Origin of the sequence: Kribbella pratensis, assembly GCF_004365355.1 — a bacterium.
Taxonomy (GTDB): domain Bacteria; phylum Actinomycetota; class Actinomycetes; order Propionibacteriales; family Kribbellaceae; genus Kribbella.
This window is the reverse complement of record NZ_SODP01000001.1, coordinates 1350856-1366126: the sequence shown is the minus strand read 5'-3', so window position 1 is coordinate 1366126 and position 15271 is coordinate 1350856. Positions and strand designations below refer to the sequence as shown.

At 67.9% G+C, this 15271-nt stretch carries 16 protein-coding genes; 7 read left to right on the top strand and 9 right to left on the bottom strand.

Annotated features, from left to right (window positions below):
* Window positions 1–2: 2 nt before the first annotated feature.
* From EV653_RS06385 to EV653_RS06370, 4 genes are read right to left on the bottom strand one after another with little or no spacing between them, the layout of a single operon-like run.
* Window positions 3–1001: an ABC transporter ATP-binding protein gene (locus EV653_RS06385; RefSeq protein ID WP_134098859.1), complete on the bottom strand. Its 999-nt coding sequence runs from the start codon at window positions 999–1001 to the stop codon at window positions 3–5.
* Window positions 998–2011 (bottom strand): ABC transporter ATP-binding protein, encoded by a 1014-nt coding sequence (locus EV653_RS06380; protein WP_134098857.1) that lies wholly within the window; start codon window positions 2009–2011, stop codon window positions 998–1000. Before EV653_RS06380 ends, EV653_RS06385 begins: the two co-directional genes overlap by 4 nt.
* A complete protein-coding gene (locus EV653_RS06375) occupies window positions 2004–3002 on the bottom strand; it encodes an ABC transporter permease (RefSeq protein ID WP_134098855.1) in 999 nt (332 codons plus the stop codon). Before EV653_RS06375 ends, EV653_RS06380 begins: the two co-directional genes overlap by 8 nt.
* Window positions 3002–3931, bottom strand: coding sequence for an ABC transporter permease (locus EV653_RS06370; protein WP_134098853.1), 930 nt, complete (start codon window positions 3929–3931; stop codon window positions 3002–3004). The genes EV653_RS06375 and EV653_RS06370 overlap by 1 nt, the downstream gene beginning before the upstream one ends.
* A gap of 154 nt (window positions 3932–4085) precedes the next feature.
* On the opposite strand from EV653_RS06370, the gene EV653_RS06365 reads away from it, so the two are divergent.
* Window positions 4086–4928, top strand: coding sequence for an alpha/beta fold hydrolase (locus tag EV653_RS06365; protein WP_134103967.1), 843 nt, complete (start codon window positions 4086–4088; stop codon window positions 4926–4928).
* A complete protein-coding gene (locus EV653_RS06360) occupies window positions 4928–5608 on the top strand; it encodes a nucleotidyltransferase domain-containing protein (protein ID WP_134098851.1) in 681 nt (226 codons plus the stop codon). Before EV653_RS06365 ends, EV653_RS06360 begins: the two co-directional genes overlap by 1 nt.
* Here EV653_RS06360 and EV653_RS06355 read toward each other — a convergent pair.
* The 3 genes from EV653_RS06355 to EV653_RS06345 form a co-directional block, all read right to left on the bottom strand.
* Entirely contained in the window at window positions 5605–6273 is a 669-nt protein-coding gene (locus EV653_RS06355) for a hypothetical protein (protein WP_134098849.1), read from the bottom strand. The two genes, EV653_RS06360 and EV653_RS06355, sit on opposite strands and share 4 nt — an antisense overlap.
* 36 nt (window positions 6274–6309) lie before the next feature.
* Window positions 6310–6861, bottom strand: a complete 552-nt coding sequence (locus EV653_RS06350; RefSeq protein ID WP_238159596.1) for a hypothetical protein — start codon at window positions 6859–6861, stop codon at window positions 6310–6312.
* A gap of 101 nt (window positions 6862–6962) precedes the next feature.
* The gene (locus EV653_RS06345; protein ID WP_134098845.1) at window positions 6963–7520 is read right to left on the bottom strand and encodes an RNA polymerase sigma factor; all 558 of its coding nucleotides are present in this window, start codon (window positions 7518–7520) and stop codon (window positions 6963–6965) included.
* A gap of 405 nt (window positions 7521–7925) precedes the next feature.
* On the opposite strand from EV653_RS06345, the gene EV653_RS06340 reads away from it, so the two are divergent.
* Complete coding sequence (locus EV653_RS06340; RefSeq protein ID WP_134098843.1) at window positions 7926–9437, top strand: TldD/PmbA family protein; 1512 nt, start codon at window positions 7926–7928, stop codon at window positions 9435–9437.
* Window positions 9434–10837 carry a metallopeptidase TldD-related protein gene (locus EV653_RS06335; RefSeq protein ID WP_134098841.1) on the top strand — a complete coding sequence of 468 codons (1404 nt, stop codon included), beginning with the start codon at window positions 9434–9436 and terminating at the stop codon, window positions 10835–10837. Before EV653_RS06340 ends, EV653_RS06335 begins: the two co-directional genes overlap by 4 nt.
* A 71-nt stretch (window positions 10838–10908) precedes the next feature.
* On the opposite strand, the gene EV653_RS06330 is transcribed toward EV653_RS06335, so the two are convergent.
* Together EV653_RS06330 and EV653_RS06325 are read right to left on the bottom strand one after the other, a co-directional pair.
* A complete protein-coding gene (locus EV653_RS06330) occupies window positions 10909–11340 on the bottom strand; it encodes a DUF805 domain-containing protein (RefSeq protein WP_134098839.1) in 432 nt (143 codons plus the stop codon).
* A 163-nt stretch (window positions 11341–11503) separates the two neighbouring features.
* Window positions 11504–12172 (bottom strand): class I SAM-dependent methyltransferase, encoded by a 669-nt coding sequence (locus EV653_RS06325; RefSeq protein ID WP_134098837.1) that lies wholly within the window; start codon window positions 12170–12172, stop codon window positions 11504–11506.
* Window positions 12173–12704: 532 nt separating this feature from the next.
* Between EV653_RS06325 and EV653_RS06315 the strand changes: the two genes are divergently transcribed.
* From EV653_RS06315 to EV653_RS06305, 3 genes are all read left to right on the top strand, one after another.
* Window positions 12705–12899 (top strand): hypothetical protein, encoded by a 195-nt coding sequence (locus EV653_RS06315; RefSeq protein WP_134098835.1) that lies wholly within the window; start codon window positions 12705–12707, stop codon window positions 12897–12899.
* A 345-nt stretch (window positions 12900–13244) separates the two neighbouring features.
* Window positions 13245–14777: a PfkB family carbohydrate kinase gene (locus EV653_RS06310; protein ID WP_134098833.1), complete on the top strand. Its 1533-nt coding sequence runs from the start codon at window positions 13245–13247 to the stop codon at window positions 14775–14777.
* A 224-nt stretch (window positions 14778–15001) separates the two neighbouring features.
* Complete coding sequence (locus EV653_RS06305) at window positions 15002–15268, top strand: hypothetical protein (protein WP_134098831.1); 267 nt, start codon at window positions 15002–15004, stop codon at window positions 15266–15268.
* Window positions 15269–15271: the final 3 nt, after the last annotated feature.

Here is a 15271-nt window from a genome sequence, read left to right as displayed (position 1 = left end):
TCTCAGGAGGGTGGGGGCTCGGGGAAGTAGCAGGCGGCACGATGTCCGGTCGAGTGTTCGGTCGAGTGTTCGGTCGAACCTTGGACGGGCTCGAGCACCGGTCGTTCGGTCGCACACACGTCTTGCGCCTTGTAGCAACGGGTCCGGAACGGACAGCCGGACGGCGGGTCGATGGGCGTCGGTACGTCGCCGGTCAGCACGATCCGATCCCGGTCCACACCCGGCTCAGGCACCGGTACCGCGGACAGCAGCGCCTTCGTGTACGGATGCGCCGGCGCCTCGTAGACCTGCGCGGCTGGGCCCTCTTCGACGATCGTGCCGAGGTACATGACGGCGATCCGGTCGGCGACCTGCCGGACCACGGCGAGGTCGTGCGCGACCAGCACGTACGACAGGCCGAGCTCGTCGCGCAGATCGGCGAGCAGGTTCAGCACCTGGGCCTGGACGGACACGTCGAGCGCCGACACGGGCTCGTCGCAGACCAGGAGGTCCGGCTTCACCGACAATGCGCGGGCGATCCCGATCCGTTGGCGTTGACCGCCGGAGAACTCGTGCGGGTAGCGCTCCAGGTACTGCTCGGCGAGGCCGACCTGCTTCAGCAGGTCCACCAGCTGGGTGCGGGTCGGACGGATCCCCTGTGCGCGGTACGGCGTACTGAGGATGGTGCCGACCGACTGCCGCGGGTTCAGCGACGCCTGCGGGTCCTGGAAGACCATCTGGATCCGCCGGCGGACCGGCCGCAGCCTGCGGCCACGCACCTTGGTGACGTCGGTGCCGCCGATCTCGACACGGCCCTGGGTCGGGTCGAGCAGGCGGGTCGCCACGCGGGCCAGCGTTGACTTACCCGATCCGGACTCGCCCACCAGGCCCACGGTTTCGCCCTTGCGGACGACGAGATTGACGCCGTCGACCGCGCGGACGGACTGCGCCTTGCGCCACGGAGCGCCGCGTAGACCGAAGTACTTCTTGACGTCCTTGAGGTTCAGCAGCTCCTCAGTCACAGGAGCACCTCCGGCCGTCGTCCGAGGTGGCAGGCCGCCTCGTGATCGCCCTGACCGGGGCGTGGCGTGAGCTCGGGACGCTCGGTGATGCAGCGCTCGCCGACCCGGTGGGTGTACGCGCACCGCGGCTGGAACGGGCAACCGGTGGTGATCGATCCCGGCGTGGGCGGCGTGCCGGGGATCGTGGTCAGCCGCGGTTTCGGCGGTACGTCGACCCGCGGCATCGCGCCGAGCAGGCCGAGCGTGTACGGGTGGGCGGCCCGGAAGAAGATGTCACGGACCGTGCCGCGCTCGGCCGCGCGACCGGCGTACATGACCAGGACGTCGTCGGCGACCTCGGCGACCACGCCGAGATCGTGCGAGATCAGGATCAGCGCTGTCCCGAACTCTGCCTGCACGTCGTCGAGCAGGCGCATGATCTGTGCCTGCACGGTCACGTCGAGTGCGGTCGTCGGCTCGTCCGCGATCAGCACTCTGGGGTCGTTCACCAGAGCCATAGCAATCACGACCCGCTGGCGCATTCCCCCGGAGAATTCGTGCGGGTAGCTGTCGGCCCGGCGGGACGCGTCCGGGATGCCGACCTTGTCGAGCAGCTCGATCGCCCGCTCGTGCGCCTTCTTCTTCGAGACGTCGTGGTGCAGGCGGTAGGCCTCGGCGACCTGCCAGCCGACGGTGTAGTACGGGTTCAGCGCGGACAGGGCGTCCTGGAAGACCATCGCGATGTCGTTGCCGCGGATCTTGCGGAGTTCGTCGCCGGGCAGGCCGTTCAGCTCGCGGCCGTCGAGCAGAACCTCGCCGGTGACCTGGGCGTTCGAGGGCAGCAGGCCCATCACGGCGGCCGAGCTGACGCTCTTGCCGGAGCCGGACTCGCCGACGATCGCCAGCGTCTCCCCCGGCGCGACGGCGAAGTCGATCCCGTCGACGGCCGGCACCGGACCGCCCTCGGTCGTGAAGGTGACGTGCAGGTCATGCACCTCAAGAATCGGCGCAGTCAGCCCCGGCTCAGCCATGACTCACCCTCGGGTCGAGCACACCGTGCACTATGTCCACCACCAGGTTCGCGAGGATGATCAGGAACGCCGAGAACAGCGTCACACCGACGACCACAGCCACGTCGAGCGAGCCGACCGCGGTGATCAGCAGGTCGCCGAGGCCCTGCATGCTGAAGACCTTCTCGGTCAGGATCGCACCTCCGAGCAGACCGCCGAGATCGAGGCCGAACAGCGTCACGACCGGCACGAGGACGCCGCGGAGTCCGTGGGTCAGGACCACCCGCGACTCGCCGGCGCCCTTCGCCCGGGCCGTGGTGATGTAGTCGAGGTTCAGCTCCTCGAGCATCTGCGAACGGGTCAGCCGGATGTACGACGCCGCCTGCAGGATCGCGAGCACGATCCAGGGCGTGATCAGGTGCCAGGCCCAGTCGACCGGGCTCTCGGTGAACGGGACGTACCCGTTGACCGGGACCATGTTGAGCCAGAACCCGAAGACCAGGATGGCCAGCAGACCGAGCAGGAACGACGGCGTCGAGACTCCGACCAGCGCGACCCCGATCGCGAGCCGGTCGAGGAAGTGGCCGCGGTTCAGGGCGGCGATCACGCCGAGCGAGACACCGAAGAGCAGCCACAGTATGGCGGCGCCGATCGCGATCGACGCGGTGACCGGCAGCCGGTCCAGGATCAGCGTGGTGACCGGGCGGGCCAGGGGGAACGAGTACCCGAAGCAGGGCGCGTTGCAGTGCACGGCCGCCGTACCGTCACCGAAGGTGCGGCCGGCGAAGACGCCCTTCAGGAAGCTCAGGTACTGCTGCAGGGTGCTCTGGTCGAGCTGCATGAAGTGCCGCGCCTGCTCCAGGCGGTCCGGCGTACACGGCTTGCCGCACGCCAGGTGGGCCGGGTCGGCGGGGATCGCGTAGAAGACCAGGTAGACGGCGAGGCTCAGCGCGAGCATCACCAGCAGCGCCGCGAACAGCCGCCGGGTCACGAACCAGACGAGGTCGGGCATCAGCTCGTCCTCCGCAACCGGACGTCGAACGCGTCCCGCACGCCGTCACCGACGAGCGTGAAACCCAGGACGGCGAGGAACAGCACCGTGCCCGGGAACAGCAGAAACCACGGGTCCGCGCCGGTGTACACCCAGGCGATCGAGTCCGATATCGACCGCCCGAGGCTCGGTGTCGGCGGTGGTACGCCGACGCCGAGGAACGACAGCGCCGCCTCGGTGCCGACGTAGCCGGGGATCGCCAGCGTGGCGATCACCAGGACCGGGCCGAGCAGGTTCGGCAGGAGCTCGCGGGTGATGACCATCCAGCCGCTCGAGCCGACGCTGCGCGCCGCCTCGACGAACTCACGGGCGACCAGCGAGCGGGCCTGGTTGCGGATCAGCCTGGCCAGGCCGGCCCAGCCGAAGAAGCTCAGCACCAGGATCAGCAGCAGCCAGCGCGGGAACCTGGCCGGGATGATGATGCCGAGGGCAATCATGAAGACGAGCTGCGGGAACCCGAACAGGAAGTCGAGCAGCCGCGACATGACCGCGTCGTACCAGCCGCCGAAGTACGCCGCGCTGATGCCGGCAAGCGTGCCGACGACCGTCGTGATCACGGTGACGACGACCGCGATGGTCAGCGACGTCCGCAGGCCGAGGACGACGATCGAGAACAGGTCCCGGCCGGTCAGCGGCTCGACACCGAACCAGTGAGTGCCGCTGATCCCGCCGAGCGCGCCCGCCGGCGCGTTGCCGCGGTTCGGATCGAGCAGATCGATGTGGTACGTCGTCGCGTCCTGGCCGGCCAGCCGGACCAGCAGCGGCGCGGCCGCCGCGACCACGATCAGCCCCACGACCAGTACGACGCCGACCCGCGCGCTGCGGTCACGCCGTAGCCGGCGCATCGCCTGCCGGGTGGGTGAAACGGTCCCGGCGACCGAGGAACTCACAAGCACTCCCGACTGGTTGGATTCTTACAGCCGACAAAACCTAGAGCGCATCCTTCCACCACCGTCGTTGCATCTCGAATTCCGAGAATCTCGGGTTGGTAACTGTGGATTCGGATAGCTGCTGTCGGGTGGTTACGCTCCGCTGGTGGACGGCATGGTGAGGGTCGGGGACCGGATGGTTCTTTACAGCATCTACGGCGATGAGGACGGTCTGCCGGCGCTCTCGTTCGGGGGTACGCCCTCAACACGCTGGAAGCGGCCGGACGCCGTGGCGGCGATCGAGTCGTCCGGTCTGCGGGTCGCCACCCCTGACCGCCCCGGTTACGGCGGGTCGACGCGCCAGCCAGGGCGCACTGTGGCCTCTGTGGTCGAGGACGCGGTTGCGGTGGCCGATGCGCTGGGCTGGGGCCGCTTCGCGGTCACAGGTGGCTCCGGTGGCGGTCCGCATGCGTTGGCGTGTGCCGCACTGCTGCCTGAGCGAGTGACGAGGTGCGCGGTGATCGGTAGCAACGCGCCGCCGATCGTCGACGGTCCAGAGCCGACCGAGGAGGAAGAGCTCGCGGACCCGCGTCGCAATCGGACCTCCTGGCTCGCAGTACACGGTGACCTCCGGCCCGGGCTGGAGGAGACAACCCGGGCGATCATGGCTGCGGTTGAAGCAGGCGGACCAGAGATCCCACCTCAACCGGGAGCTGAGCCGGGTCCGCCCGCCCGGGAGGACGCCGCGGCGATGGCTCGTCTCGACGCCACCTTTGTCACCAGCCACGACGGCTGGCTCGACGACCACCTCGCCTTCGCTGCCCCGTGGGGCTTCGAGCTGGGCGACATCAAGGTCCCGGTCAGCCTCTGGCACGGCTCAGCCGACGAACGTGCTGGCAAGTACGTCGACATCCTGGCCGCCGCGATGCCGCACGCGGAACGCAAGTACTACGTGGGCGGTCACATCCCACCGGCAAATGCGTACCGCGAACTGCTGCGCTGGCTGACACTGTCCTGATGGACGTCGCACGCCAACTCGTACACGAGCTGTATCCGGATGCCCGAGCCGCCTGGCTCGGAGGCAGCGTGGCGCGCGGTGACGCGAGCAGTACCTCCGACCTGGACATCACCGTGCTGCTGGACGGTCCTCCAGCGCCGATGCGGAAGTCGCTCGAGTACGGCGGGTGGCCGGTCGAGCTGTTCGTGCACACCGAGAAGTCGCTGCGCAATTTCGCCGACAAGGACCAGGAGCGACGCCAGCCGACCATGATGCGGCTCGTCGGGGAGTCCGTCGTACTGCTGGACACAGACGGGTGCGGAGCTCGGCTGCAGCGGGAGTACCTGGCTGAGGTGGCTGCCGGGCCTAAGCCGTTGTCCGTGGACGAGCTGGACCTGCTGCGGTACACGATCACCAACCTGATCGACGACCTGTCGGATGCGTCCGGTGATGTGCGGCTGGCGATCGCTTCGGTGCTGTGGCAGGACGCGGCGCGGCTGCTGCTGACGGGTGCCGGGCGTTGGTCCGGCACCGGCAAGGGTCTGCTGCGGGAGGTTTCGGCGTACGACAGCGCTCAGGCTGCGGCGTTGATGGACGGCGTAAGGGCAGACGACGACCGGCTGGTCGTTGCCGTGGACCGCATCCTTACTGAGTACGGTGGGCGGCTGTTTGCGGGCTTCGAGCTGGCCGCGAAGCTCTAGTCGATCAGCTCCCAGCGGCGCTTCGGGAAGAGGCGGACGGCAACGATTGCGGCGGCTGAGCCGATGAGGACGCCGGGGATGATCCAGCGCCAGCCGGTGAAGACGCTGGTGGTCGCTTGCGCCTGAGCGGGTGCGGGCGTCGGCTCGGGTGTGGTGACAGGCGCGTCGGCTGAGGAGTAGCCGTTGCCGAGGGTGGAGTCGTTGCCGAGCGTGGAGCCGTTGTCGACGGTGGGGCCGCCGTCGAACTTGCCGTCGAGGAGCTTGAACGTTCCGAGCACCTCGAGAAGGCGTGCCGGATCGGCGGCCCGGTGCCAGGTCGGCTTGGCCGGCTTGGTTCCGGTGAGGAACTCCTCCGTGGAGATCCACGGGCCACCGGGTGCGTCCGGATAGATGATGTCGATCCGCCACACGCTCATGTCGTGGATCAGCCAGGTCGCGCGGACGAACCTCCCGGCGCTGTGTACGTCACTTCCGGCGTCGGCCTTCGATGGGGCCTGGACCAGGCTCTGCAGGTCGTAGTACCGCTCGTCGTCGTAGCCGACAGCGGTCACGTGCGGTGGTGCGCTGAGCAGCACGCTGGTGGGACCTCCTGCGTGAGCTGGAAGTGCGGTGAACGCGGTCAGTCCGAGCAGTGCTGCGGCCAGTGCGAGCGTACGACGGATCATGCGGCTCTCCTTTCACGCTGGATACACCACCGTCGGTCAGGAGGTTCCGCTTGCCAGGGCTATTGCCCGGGTCTTGTCCGGGCCCTCTAGGCGGAACGTCACACCGTTGCGCTCCCAGACCAGAGTGGGTCCGGCGACGCGTACGACGCGTTTGTCGACCAGTACGAGGTCGTGTGGGGTCTTGAACCAGAAGGCGTTGATCTGCTCGACGTATTCGAGGCTGCCGTAGTACCGCTTGAGGTACATGGGCTCGATGCCGGACTGGAACTGCTCCAACCGCACACCGCTCCAGCTGGTCGCGATGAATCCCTTCGACGCCTCGACTCCGGTCGGCGGACCCAGCTCCTTGGGAAGCGCTGGAGTGAACCCGGCGACCTGTGCAGCCTGGTCCAACGACAGGTGTTCCCCGACGGTGGGCACCGGAGGCGCAGTACTCGGACCGCTGCCGACTGGCTGCGCCTGGACTCCGCCGATCCGCAGCCACTCTGCGACGGTGGCCCGTACTGGTGGGGTCAGCGCGAGGCCGGCGAGCAGTACGAGGAAGCCGGCGAGGAACGTACGCCATCTGTCGCGCAGTCGCTTCCGCACTGGGATGTCCGCTACGCGTGTAAGCACTGTGGTTGTCAGGGTGTCGTCAACCGGAGGTACGACGGCAGATCGTCCGACAGCCCGCAGTTCGTCTTCAAGGCTCATCGCTGCACCTCCTTGTCCGGTAGAGCGTCGCGGAGTCTCCCCAGCGCGCGATGCAGGCGTGATTTGACCGTCCCGCGGGGCCAGCCGAGTACTACGGCGGTTTCCTGCTCATCCAGATCCAGCAGGTACCGGCAGGTCACTACGAGCCGCATGGGCTCGGGGAGCGTCCGTACGGCGTTCAGCAGCTCGGTCCGACGCTCCAGCGACACAGCGGCGTCGGCAGGATCCAGCACGACGTCAAGCGGCGCCGCGAGCTCCTCACGCCGTGCTCGCCGGCCGCGTGCCCGCACCGCGTTCCGCGTCTCGTTGGCGACAATCCGCAACAACCAGGGCTTGAAGGCAGCTCCCTCCCGAAACCCGCCCAGCCCTCTGTAAGCCTTGACGAACGCTTCCTGCACCACGTCATCCGCATCAGCGCCCGCCCCGAGAAACACCGCAGTCCGCTTCGCCACCAGGGCATACCGCCCCACCAACTCGCCGTACGCGGCACTCTCCCCACCCCGCACCCGAGCCAGAACCTCACCATCCCCACCGCCCTCGATCACGCCTCCCATCCACCAATCCACCCTCACCCCACCGACCCCACATCCACCGAGTAAGCGAGGACCCCGACCCCACCCACGAGCCGGGCCCCGCCTCAACCCACCGAGAGAAGAGAGGCACCTCACCCAACCCGCTCATCCAGTCGCGGCACCCTCACCCCAACCGGTAGAGCAAGGCCTCCACCCAACCCGCCGAGCGGAGCGAGGCACCCTCACCCCACCCAGGAGCCGGGCCCCTCACCCAGCCCGCCGAGCGAAGCGAGGCACCCTCACCCCACCCAGGAGCCGGGCCCCTCACCCAGCCCGCCGAGCGAAGCGAGGCACCCTCACCCAGCCCGCCGAGCGGAGCGAGGCGGTTTCTTGTCATTGTCACTACACCGCCGGGCTTTGTCCGGTTCCGTGTATAAGGTCGACACCGTGCCAGAAGTCGACGCGAGCTTCCTCGCCCTCCCCCGTCATGAACTCGCCCAAGCGGCGCTCCACCGCGCCCGCGACCTCGGCGCGACGTACGCCGAGTTCCGCCTGGAGCGGATCCGGTCCGAGTCGATCTCCCTGCGCGACAGCGTCCTGGAGAGCGCGAAGGACGACGAGGACCTCGGTCTCGCCGTCCGCGTGATCCACGACGGCACGTGGGGATTCGCCGCCGGCGTCGCGCTCACCGAGGACGAAGCGGTCCGCGTCGCCGAGCAGGCCGTCAACATGGCGCAGGTGTCCCGCCCGATCAACGCCGAGACGATCGAGCTCGCCGACGAGCCCGTGTACGACGACGTCACCTGGATCTCGTCGTACGAGATCGACCCGTTCACCGTCCCGCGCGCCGAGAAGATCGCCCTGCTCACCGACTACAGCGACCGCCTCCTGAAGGCCGACGGCGTCGCCCACGTCAGCGTCCACGTCGCGACCATCCACGAGTGCAAGTACTACGCGAACTCGGCCGGCACGTCGTACACCCAGCAGCGCGTCCGCATCGGCCCGAACATCACCGCCCACGCCGTCGCCGAGGACCGGTTCGACTCGATGTCGACCTGCGCCCCGCCGGCCGGCCGCGGCTGGGAGTACATGACCGGCACCGGGTGGAACTGGGACGAAGAGCTCGCCCAGATCCCCGGCTGGCTCGCCGAGAAGCTCGCCGCCCCGTCCGTCGAGGCCGGCGAGTACGACCTCGTTATCGACCCGACGAACCTCTGGCTGACCATTCACGAGTCGATCGGGCACGCCACCGAGCTAGACCGCGCCCTCGGCTACGAGGCGAACTACGCCGGCACCAGCTTCGCCACCACCGACAAGCTCGGCACGCTGAAGTACGGCTCGTCGGTCATGCACGTCACCGGCGACCGCACCGTCGAGCACGGCCTGTCCACCGTCGGGTACGACGACGAGGGCGTCGCCGGCCAGCAGTGGGACCTGGTCAAGGACGGCATCCTGGTCGGCTACCAGGTCGACCGCCGGATGGCGAAGAAGAACGAAGACCTGCTCGGCACACCGCGCTCCAACGGCTGTGCGTACGCCGACTCGTCCGGCCACATCCCGATCCAGCGGATGGCCAACGTTTCCCTCCAGCCCGCCCCGAACGGCCCCTCCACCGAGGAGCTGATCAGCCGGGTGAAGAACGGGATCTACATCGTCGGCGACAAGTCCTGGTCGATCGACATGCAGCGGTACAACTTCCAGTTCACCGGTCAGCGGTTCTACAAGATCGTCGACGGCAAGATCGCCGGCCAGCTCCGCGACGTGGCGTACCAGGCGACCACCACCGACTTCTGGGGCTCGATGGAGGCCGTCGGCGGCCCGCAGACGTACCTGCTCGGCGGCGCGCTGAACTGCGGCAAGGCCGAGCCGCCGCAGTCCGGCGCGGTCACCCACGGCTGCCCGTCCGCGCTGTTCCGCAGCGTCCGCATTCTCAACACCACGCAGGAGGCCGGCCGGTGACGATCCAACTCACGCCCCAGGACACCATCGAGCGCGGTCTGGCGCTGGCCGCGGCCGAGGGCGCCGACGGCTGCGTCGTACTCGTCGCCGAAACCTCCAGCACGAACCTGCGCTGGGCCAACAACACCCTGACCACGAACGGCGCGATGCGCGGCTCGAGCGTGACGGTCATCGCCACGGTCGGATCCGGCGAGGGTACGGCGGCCGGCGTCATCGGCCGCTCGTCCGTCACCGAGGACTCGTTGCACGAGATCGTCTCCGCCGCGATCGCCACCGCCCGCGCCTCGGGACCGGCCGAGGACGCCCGCCCGCTCGTCGACGGCGCCGTCGGCGCGGACTGGGACCTCGAACCCGAGGAGACCACGGTCGGCGTCTACGAGAAGTTCGCGCCGTCGCTCGGCGAGTCGCTCAAGCGCGCCGAGCTCGAGCGGCGTCGGTTGTACGGGTTCGCCAACCACGAGGTCGTCACGCTGTACGTCGGTTCGTCGACCGGACTGCGGCTGCGCCAGGCGCTCCCCCGCGGATACGTGTCCTCGACCGGCAAGAACGCCGACCTCAGCCACTCGGCCTGGGTCGGCACGGCCACCCGCGACTTCACCGACGTCGACGCGCTCGCGCTCGACGCCGAGCTGACCCGCCGGCTCGGCTGGGCGACCCGGACGGTCTCGGTCGACGCCGGCCGGCAGCCGACGATCCTGCCGCCGGCCGCAGTCGCCGACCTGATGACGTACCTGTACTGGCAGCTCGACGGCCGTGACGCCTTCGACGGCCAGACCGTGTTCTCGAAGTCCGGCGGCGGGACCCGGATCGGCGACACCCTGTCGCAACAGCCGGTGAACCTGCACTCCGACCCGGCGCTGCCCGGGCTCGAGGCGTTCGCGTTCGCGGTGGCCCGGTCGTCGGGCGGCTCGTCGAGCGTGTTCGACAACGGGCTGACGTTGCAGGCGACGGACTGGATCCGGGGCGGCAAGCTCGAACACCTGATGACGAGCCGTCACACGGCGGAGCTGATCGGCGTACCGGAGGCGACGCCGGACATCGCGAACTACGTCGTCTCCGTCGACGGCGGCGCCGGCTCGACCGACGACCTGGTCGCCGGGCTCGACAACGGCCTGCTGGTGACCTGCCTCTGGTACATCCGGATGGTCGACCCGCAGACGCTGCTGCTGACCGGCCTGACCCGCGACGGTGTCTACCTGGTCGAGAACGGCGAGGTGACGGGGGCGGTCAACAACTTCCGGTTCAACGAGAGCCCGGTCGATCTGCTCGGCCGGTTCACCGCTGCGGGCGCCACGGTTCCGTCGTACTCGAGGGAGTGGGGCGACTACTTCTCGCGGACAGCGACGCCGCCGCTGCTCGTGCCCGACTTCAACATGTCGAGCATCAGCCAGGCCAACTGAAACCCTGCTCAGTAACAGCAGAACGCCCCGCCGATCGGCGGGGCGTTCTGTGTGTCTGGACCCAGACGGACTCAGACGGTCGGGTAACCCGGCTCCGCCGGACCGGCCTGGCCCGGGCCGCCGAACCGCTCGGCCGCCTTCGGGTCCGGACCGTAGGCGTTGTCACCGGCGTTGCCCTCCTGGGCAGCCAGGACGATGAACCAGATCCACCCGATACACGGGATCAGGTTGATCAGGATCCACCAGCCCGAACGCCCGGTGTCGTGCATGCGCCGGATCGCCACACCGATCGTCGGCAGCAGCACCGCCAGGCTGTAGATCGTCGACAGCCAGCCGGACGAGCTGCTCGAGCCCGAGCCGAAGTCGAGCCCGAGGATCCGGTCCAGGATGGACAGGATGATCGAGACGATCACGTTGAAGAGCACGAACATCCAGTACTCTTTGCGGCGGGCCCGGCCGCTGAACACGGCGTACTTCTTCAGAACGTCGATGTACCACTGCATTTTGCTGTATCTCCGATGGTCGAAGGTGAGACGCGGACCGAGCCTGTCGGAACCGGTCGGGTTCGTCAATGCAACTTTTCGCTTTGGTGACCACACCGCAATCTGGCACGCCGGTTCCGCAGGCAACTTCACCTGTTCGGAACCGGAACACCTAGAGCCGGCTTCAGCTTTCCTGCACGGGTTTGGTCATGGTGACCCGCCACATCCGCCGCTGACCTTCGTCGTACGGCGTCGTCTCGTCGAGCCGCCACTCCTCGGCCAGCTCGGTCACCAGTGACTCGTCGAAGAACCGCCCGACGAAGCCGTCGTGCATCGCCAGCCCGTCCTCCAACCGACGCCAGTGCTTCGCGCACGAGTCGGCTGCCGACCACACGGCGTACACGAAAATCCCACCAGGGCAGAGAACGCGGTGGATCTCCGCGACGAGCGACCGCAGCTCGGACGGCGAGAACGCCATGTTCAGCAGGAGATTCGCGAACACCGCGTTGACCGTCGCATCGGCCGGCGGCAACGGATCCCGTACGTCGTGCAACGCCGCCGTCACCCGATCGTCGAGCCCCTCCCGCTGCGCCTCCAGCCGCAACTGATCCAGCGCCGCCTCGCTGAAGTCGGTGGCATGCACGCTGAATCCCTGCCTGGCCAGGAAAAGCGCATCCCGACCGTGCCCCGCCCCCAACTCCAGCACATCATCGATGCCCGCGGCACCAAACACCCCAGCCGCCCACTCCGCCGCCCTCGAAGGCCCCACCCCATGCAACCGCGGTCGTCGCACATAAGCCGACTCCCACCGCTCCTGCTGAGCCCTCGCAAGCTCCACATGCCCTGTATTCATCTTGCTCCCCGTATCCGTCCCCCCGACCAAGCCGATCGACAGACCGCAGCAGCCTACGCCAGAACTCCCAATAGACGCACCCAAACGACAGGCCGTTCCGTCTCGGGACAGCGGATCCAACCCCAGGAGGACGTATGCCGATCACCCGTGTGACGTGCCCGCAATGCCGCGCCCTGTCACTCACCGTCGACCTGGTGCCTACATACGTCCCTTATCCATAGCCTTACCCACAACCCGCAAACACCTGTGGACAGTCACCCTCCGTACCAACGAGCCGTCCGGTCACTCCGCCATGCTTTCCCACCGCCACCGCCACCGCCACCGCCGCCGGTCGCGCCTCCGCCCACCAGCCCTCACCTGTTGCGTCTCCGCCCCCAGTCCCGGGCGAGACCGCACCGGCTCCGCCATTAGCACCGCCGGCGGCTGCACGCAGCACGGTTTCGCCCGCCCCGCCGTACAAGTCGACCCACAGCCGGCCGCAGCGCCCGCCCCACGCCTCAGCTCATAGGCCTCTCTCTCCTCCATGCCCGGCATGCCCTCCCTGACCGGCGCGCCCCGTCTCTACCGCTGTCGTCACCGTGGTGCGGTCCGCACGATCGTCGCGACCCCCTTGGTTGCCTACGGCATGAACGGACGCCGCCGCCCCGCCCTCCTCCTGTCCGCCGTCGTCCTGATCACCGCGAACATCATCTTCGCCGTTACGCCCACCACCACCCCGGAGTGGTAGACCGTCCCACGGGCCCGATCCTGCTGGCCGTAGGAATCCTTGCCTGGCGCAACCAACCGAGCTGGATCCACCCAACCCCCGGCCTCCCCTCCGCCATCATCACCACCACCCACGGCACCTGGCTCCGGCCAACCCTGCCAGTAGCCACCGCCGGCCTGATCCTCCTCGCCGTAGGAGCCACCTTCGAACGCCGCCTAACCCAAGCCACACAAGCCACCCGCTGGGTGAGCTCCCTGAAGTGAATCAATCGCCTGCTCGATCCGACGACGCGCTGACCGGACGGCGGACTAGCGCGGTTAACCGCATAATGAACATGTTGACCTCGCTGTGCTGGGGGGCGCGCGCATGTCCGAGACTGATGGCCCAGGACCGGCCGAGCCGTCCATCCTGGTGTCCGTGTTCGAGTCACTCCGGCGATTCGACGGACTGACAGCCAAGCACCTTCAGTCCGCGCGCGCCGCCCCAGCTCTGCTCCGCCTCCCGGTCGTTCAGAACCAAGCGGTACGCAGCGGGAACAAACCGGCAGCGGCCGCCGTCGAGGTCGTCATCGAACACGTCCCGCAACTCGAATCCGTCACCGACCGCATCATCGCCGATGTGATCCTCAACCTCGGGATCTACCTCGACCTCTACAGAGACCACGACATTTCCCGCCGTGCCCGGTACGTGCTGCAGCGCGGAGGTTTAGGCAAGCGTCGCGAAACGCTCATCGAGCACTGGGAAGCGCTTCACCATGCCCACGGCGCCACCTCGACGCCGGATCCACCGGGTGAGCACACGCTTCGCGACCGAGTAGAAGGCGAGGTCTTCGAGCGGCTCGCCAAGCTGCTGGAGGATCCTGCTCCGGTCGTCGAGCTGATCGAACCGGACGAGCCACCACTGGCACCAGCAGGACCAGGTGCCCGTTCGGCCACGGCCGGAAGGGTTGTGGTCATCGGCGGCGTCGCGATGGACCACCTGTGGCGGATCAGATCGATACCCGACGTGGCCACCTCCACGATGGCGATGAACTACATCCGTTCACCCGGCGGCAAGGGCTTCAGCCAAGCAGTCGCAGCGGCTCACCTGAATCTCGACGTCTCGCTGATCGCGGCCATAGCCGCCGACGGCGCCGGCGAGGAGATCAAGGCGCACCTCATGCGCGAGGGTGTTGACACCTCGCTGCTCAGGACCATCCCCAACCCTTCCGACCAGGAGAGACTCCAAACACCGGCCACCGGGATCCTCGAACTGCCCGCGGGCAACAGTTCGGCCGTCGTCTGGCGCGACGGTGTCGAGTTGGACAGCTCGGTCATCGATCAGCGGGCCGACGCGATCAAGTCGTGCGACGTACTGCTCCTAACCTTCGAGATGCCGCTCTCCGTCCTTCGACATACGCTCAGTCTCGTCAACTCCAGTTCGACGCGGCCGCTCGTGATCGTGACGCCAGGACAGCCCTACGCCGACGGCCATCTGCTCAGCTCGGCACTGAGATACATCGACTACCTCGTCGCGCACCTGTGGGAGCTCGAAAAGTTCGCGTTCTCCGAGGAGTCCATGTACGACCCCCAACTGCTCAGCAACGAGCTCTTGAGCCTCGGTCTGCCCTCACTCTGCCTTTTGGTCGACCGAGGCGGCACCGTCTACCGGCAAGGCAAGCCGCAACAATCGATCGAGGCCCCGCCTTCGGACCTGAGAGAATCCTCGATCACCCGCGACGCCTTCTGTGCCGCGCTGGCCGCGCGACTGGCAGACCACGCCGAGCTCACCATCCAAGACATCCACTGGGCAGCCGCCGCGATGGCCTGTTTCGCGGAGACCTACCACCGGGCACCCGCTCACCCACTCCGCGAAACGGTCGACAAGAAATATCACGAGCTCTTCCCGGACGACGACTGACTTTGCCAATTGGCAGCCACCGGTCGGCCGATTGGCAACCGTGGCTGATCAAGCCGTCATCTGCACGTGCCAAAGTTCCCCATTTGGTGGCAAAACTCGCCCCTGCCGATCTCAACTGCACGGGCTGACCATGAGACCAGATGCCACCAGCATCGCCAGCGGTTCGGCAGAGCCCGGAACCCCGGAGCTGTCGAACGCGCGAGATCAAGAATCGAGGGGACACCATGGACGGCAACCAAGCACTCGCACTGCTGCTGATCTTCGCCTTCTCCTTCGCGATCGCCAAGAACTGGAGGAAGGTCCTCATCTTCCTCGGCGCACTGGCAATGACGGCTGTCTGCTTCACCGTCTACAGCATCGTCGCCATGGTCGACAGCACCGTCGCCCCCAGCCCCGTCGCACCAACCACCTCCACCCCGACCACCGCCGGCCCCGGCGATCTCCAGGCAGGCCCAGGGGAACGGCCGTCGAAGACAACTCAACAGCGCTGACGA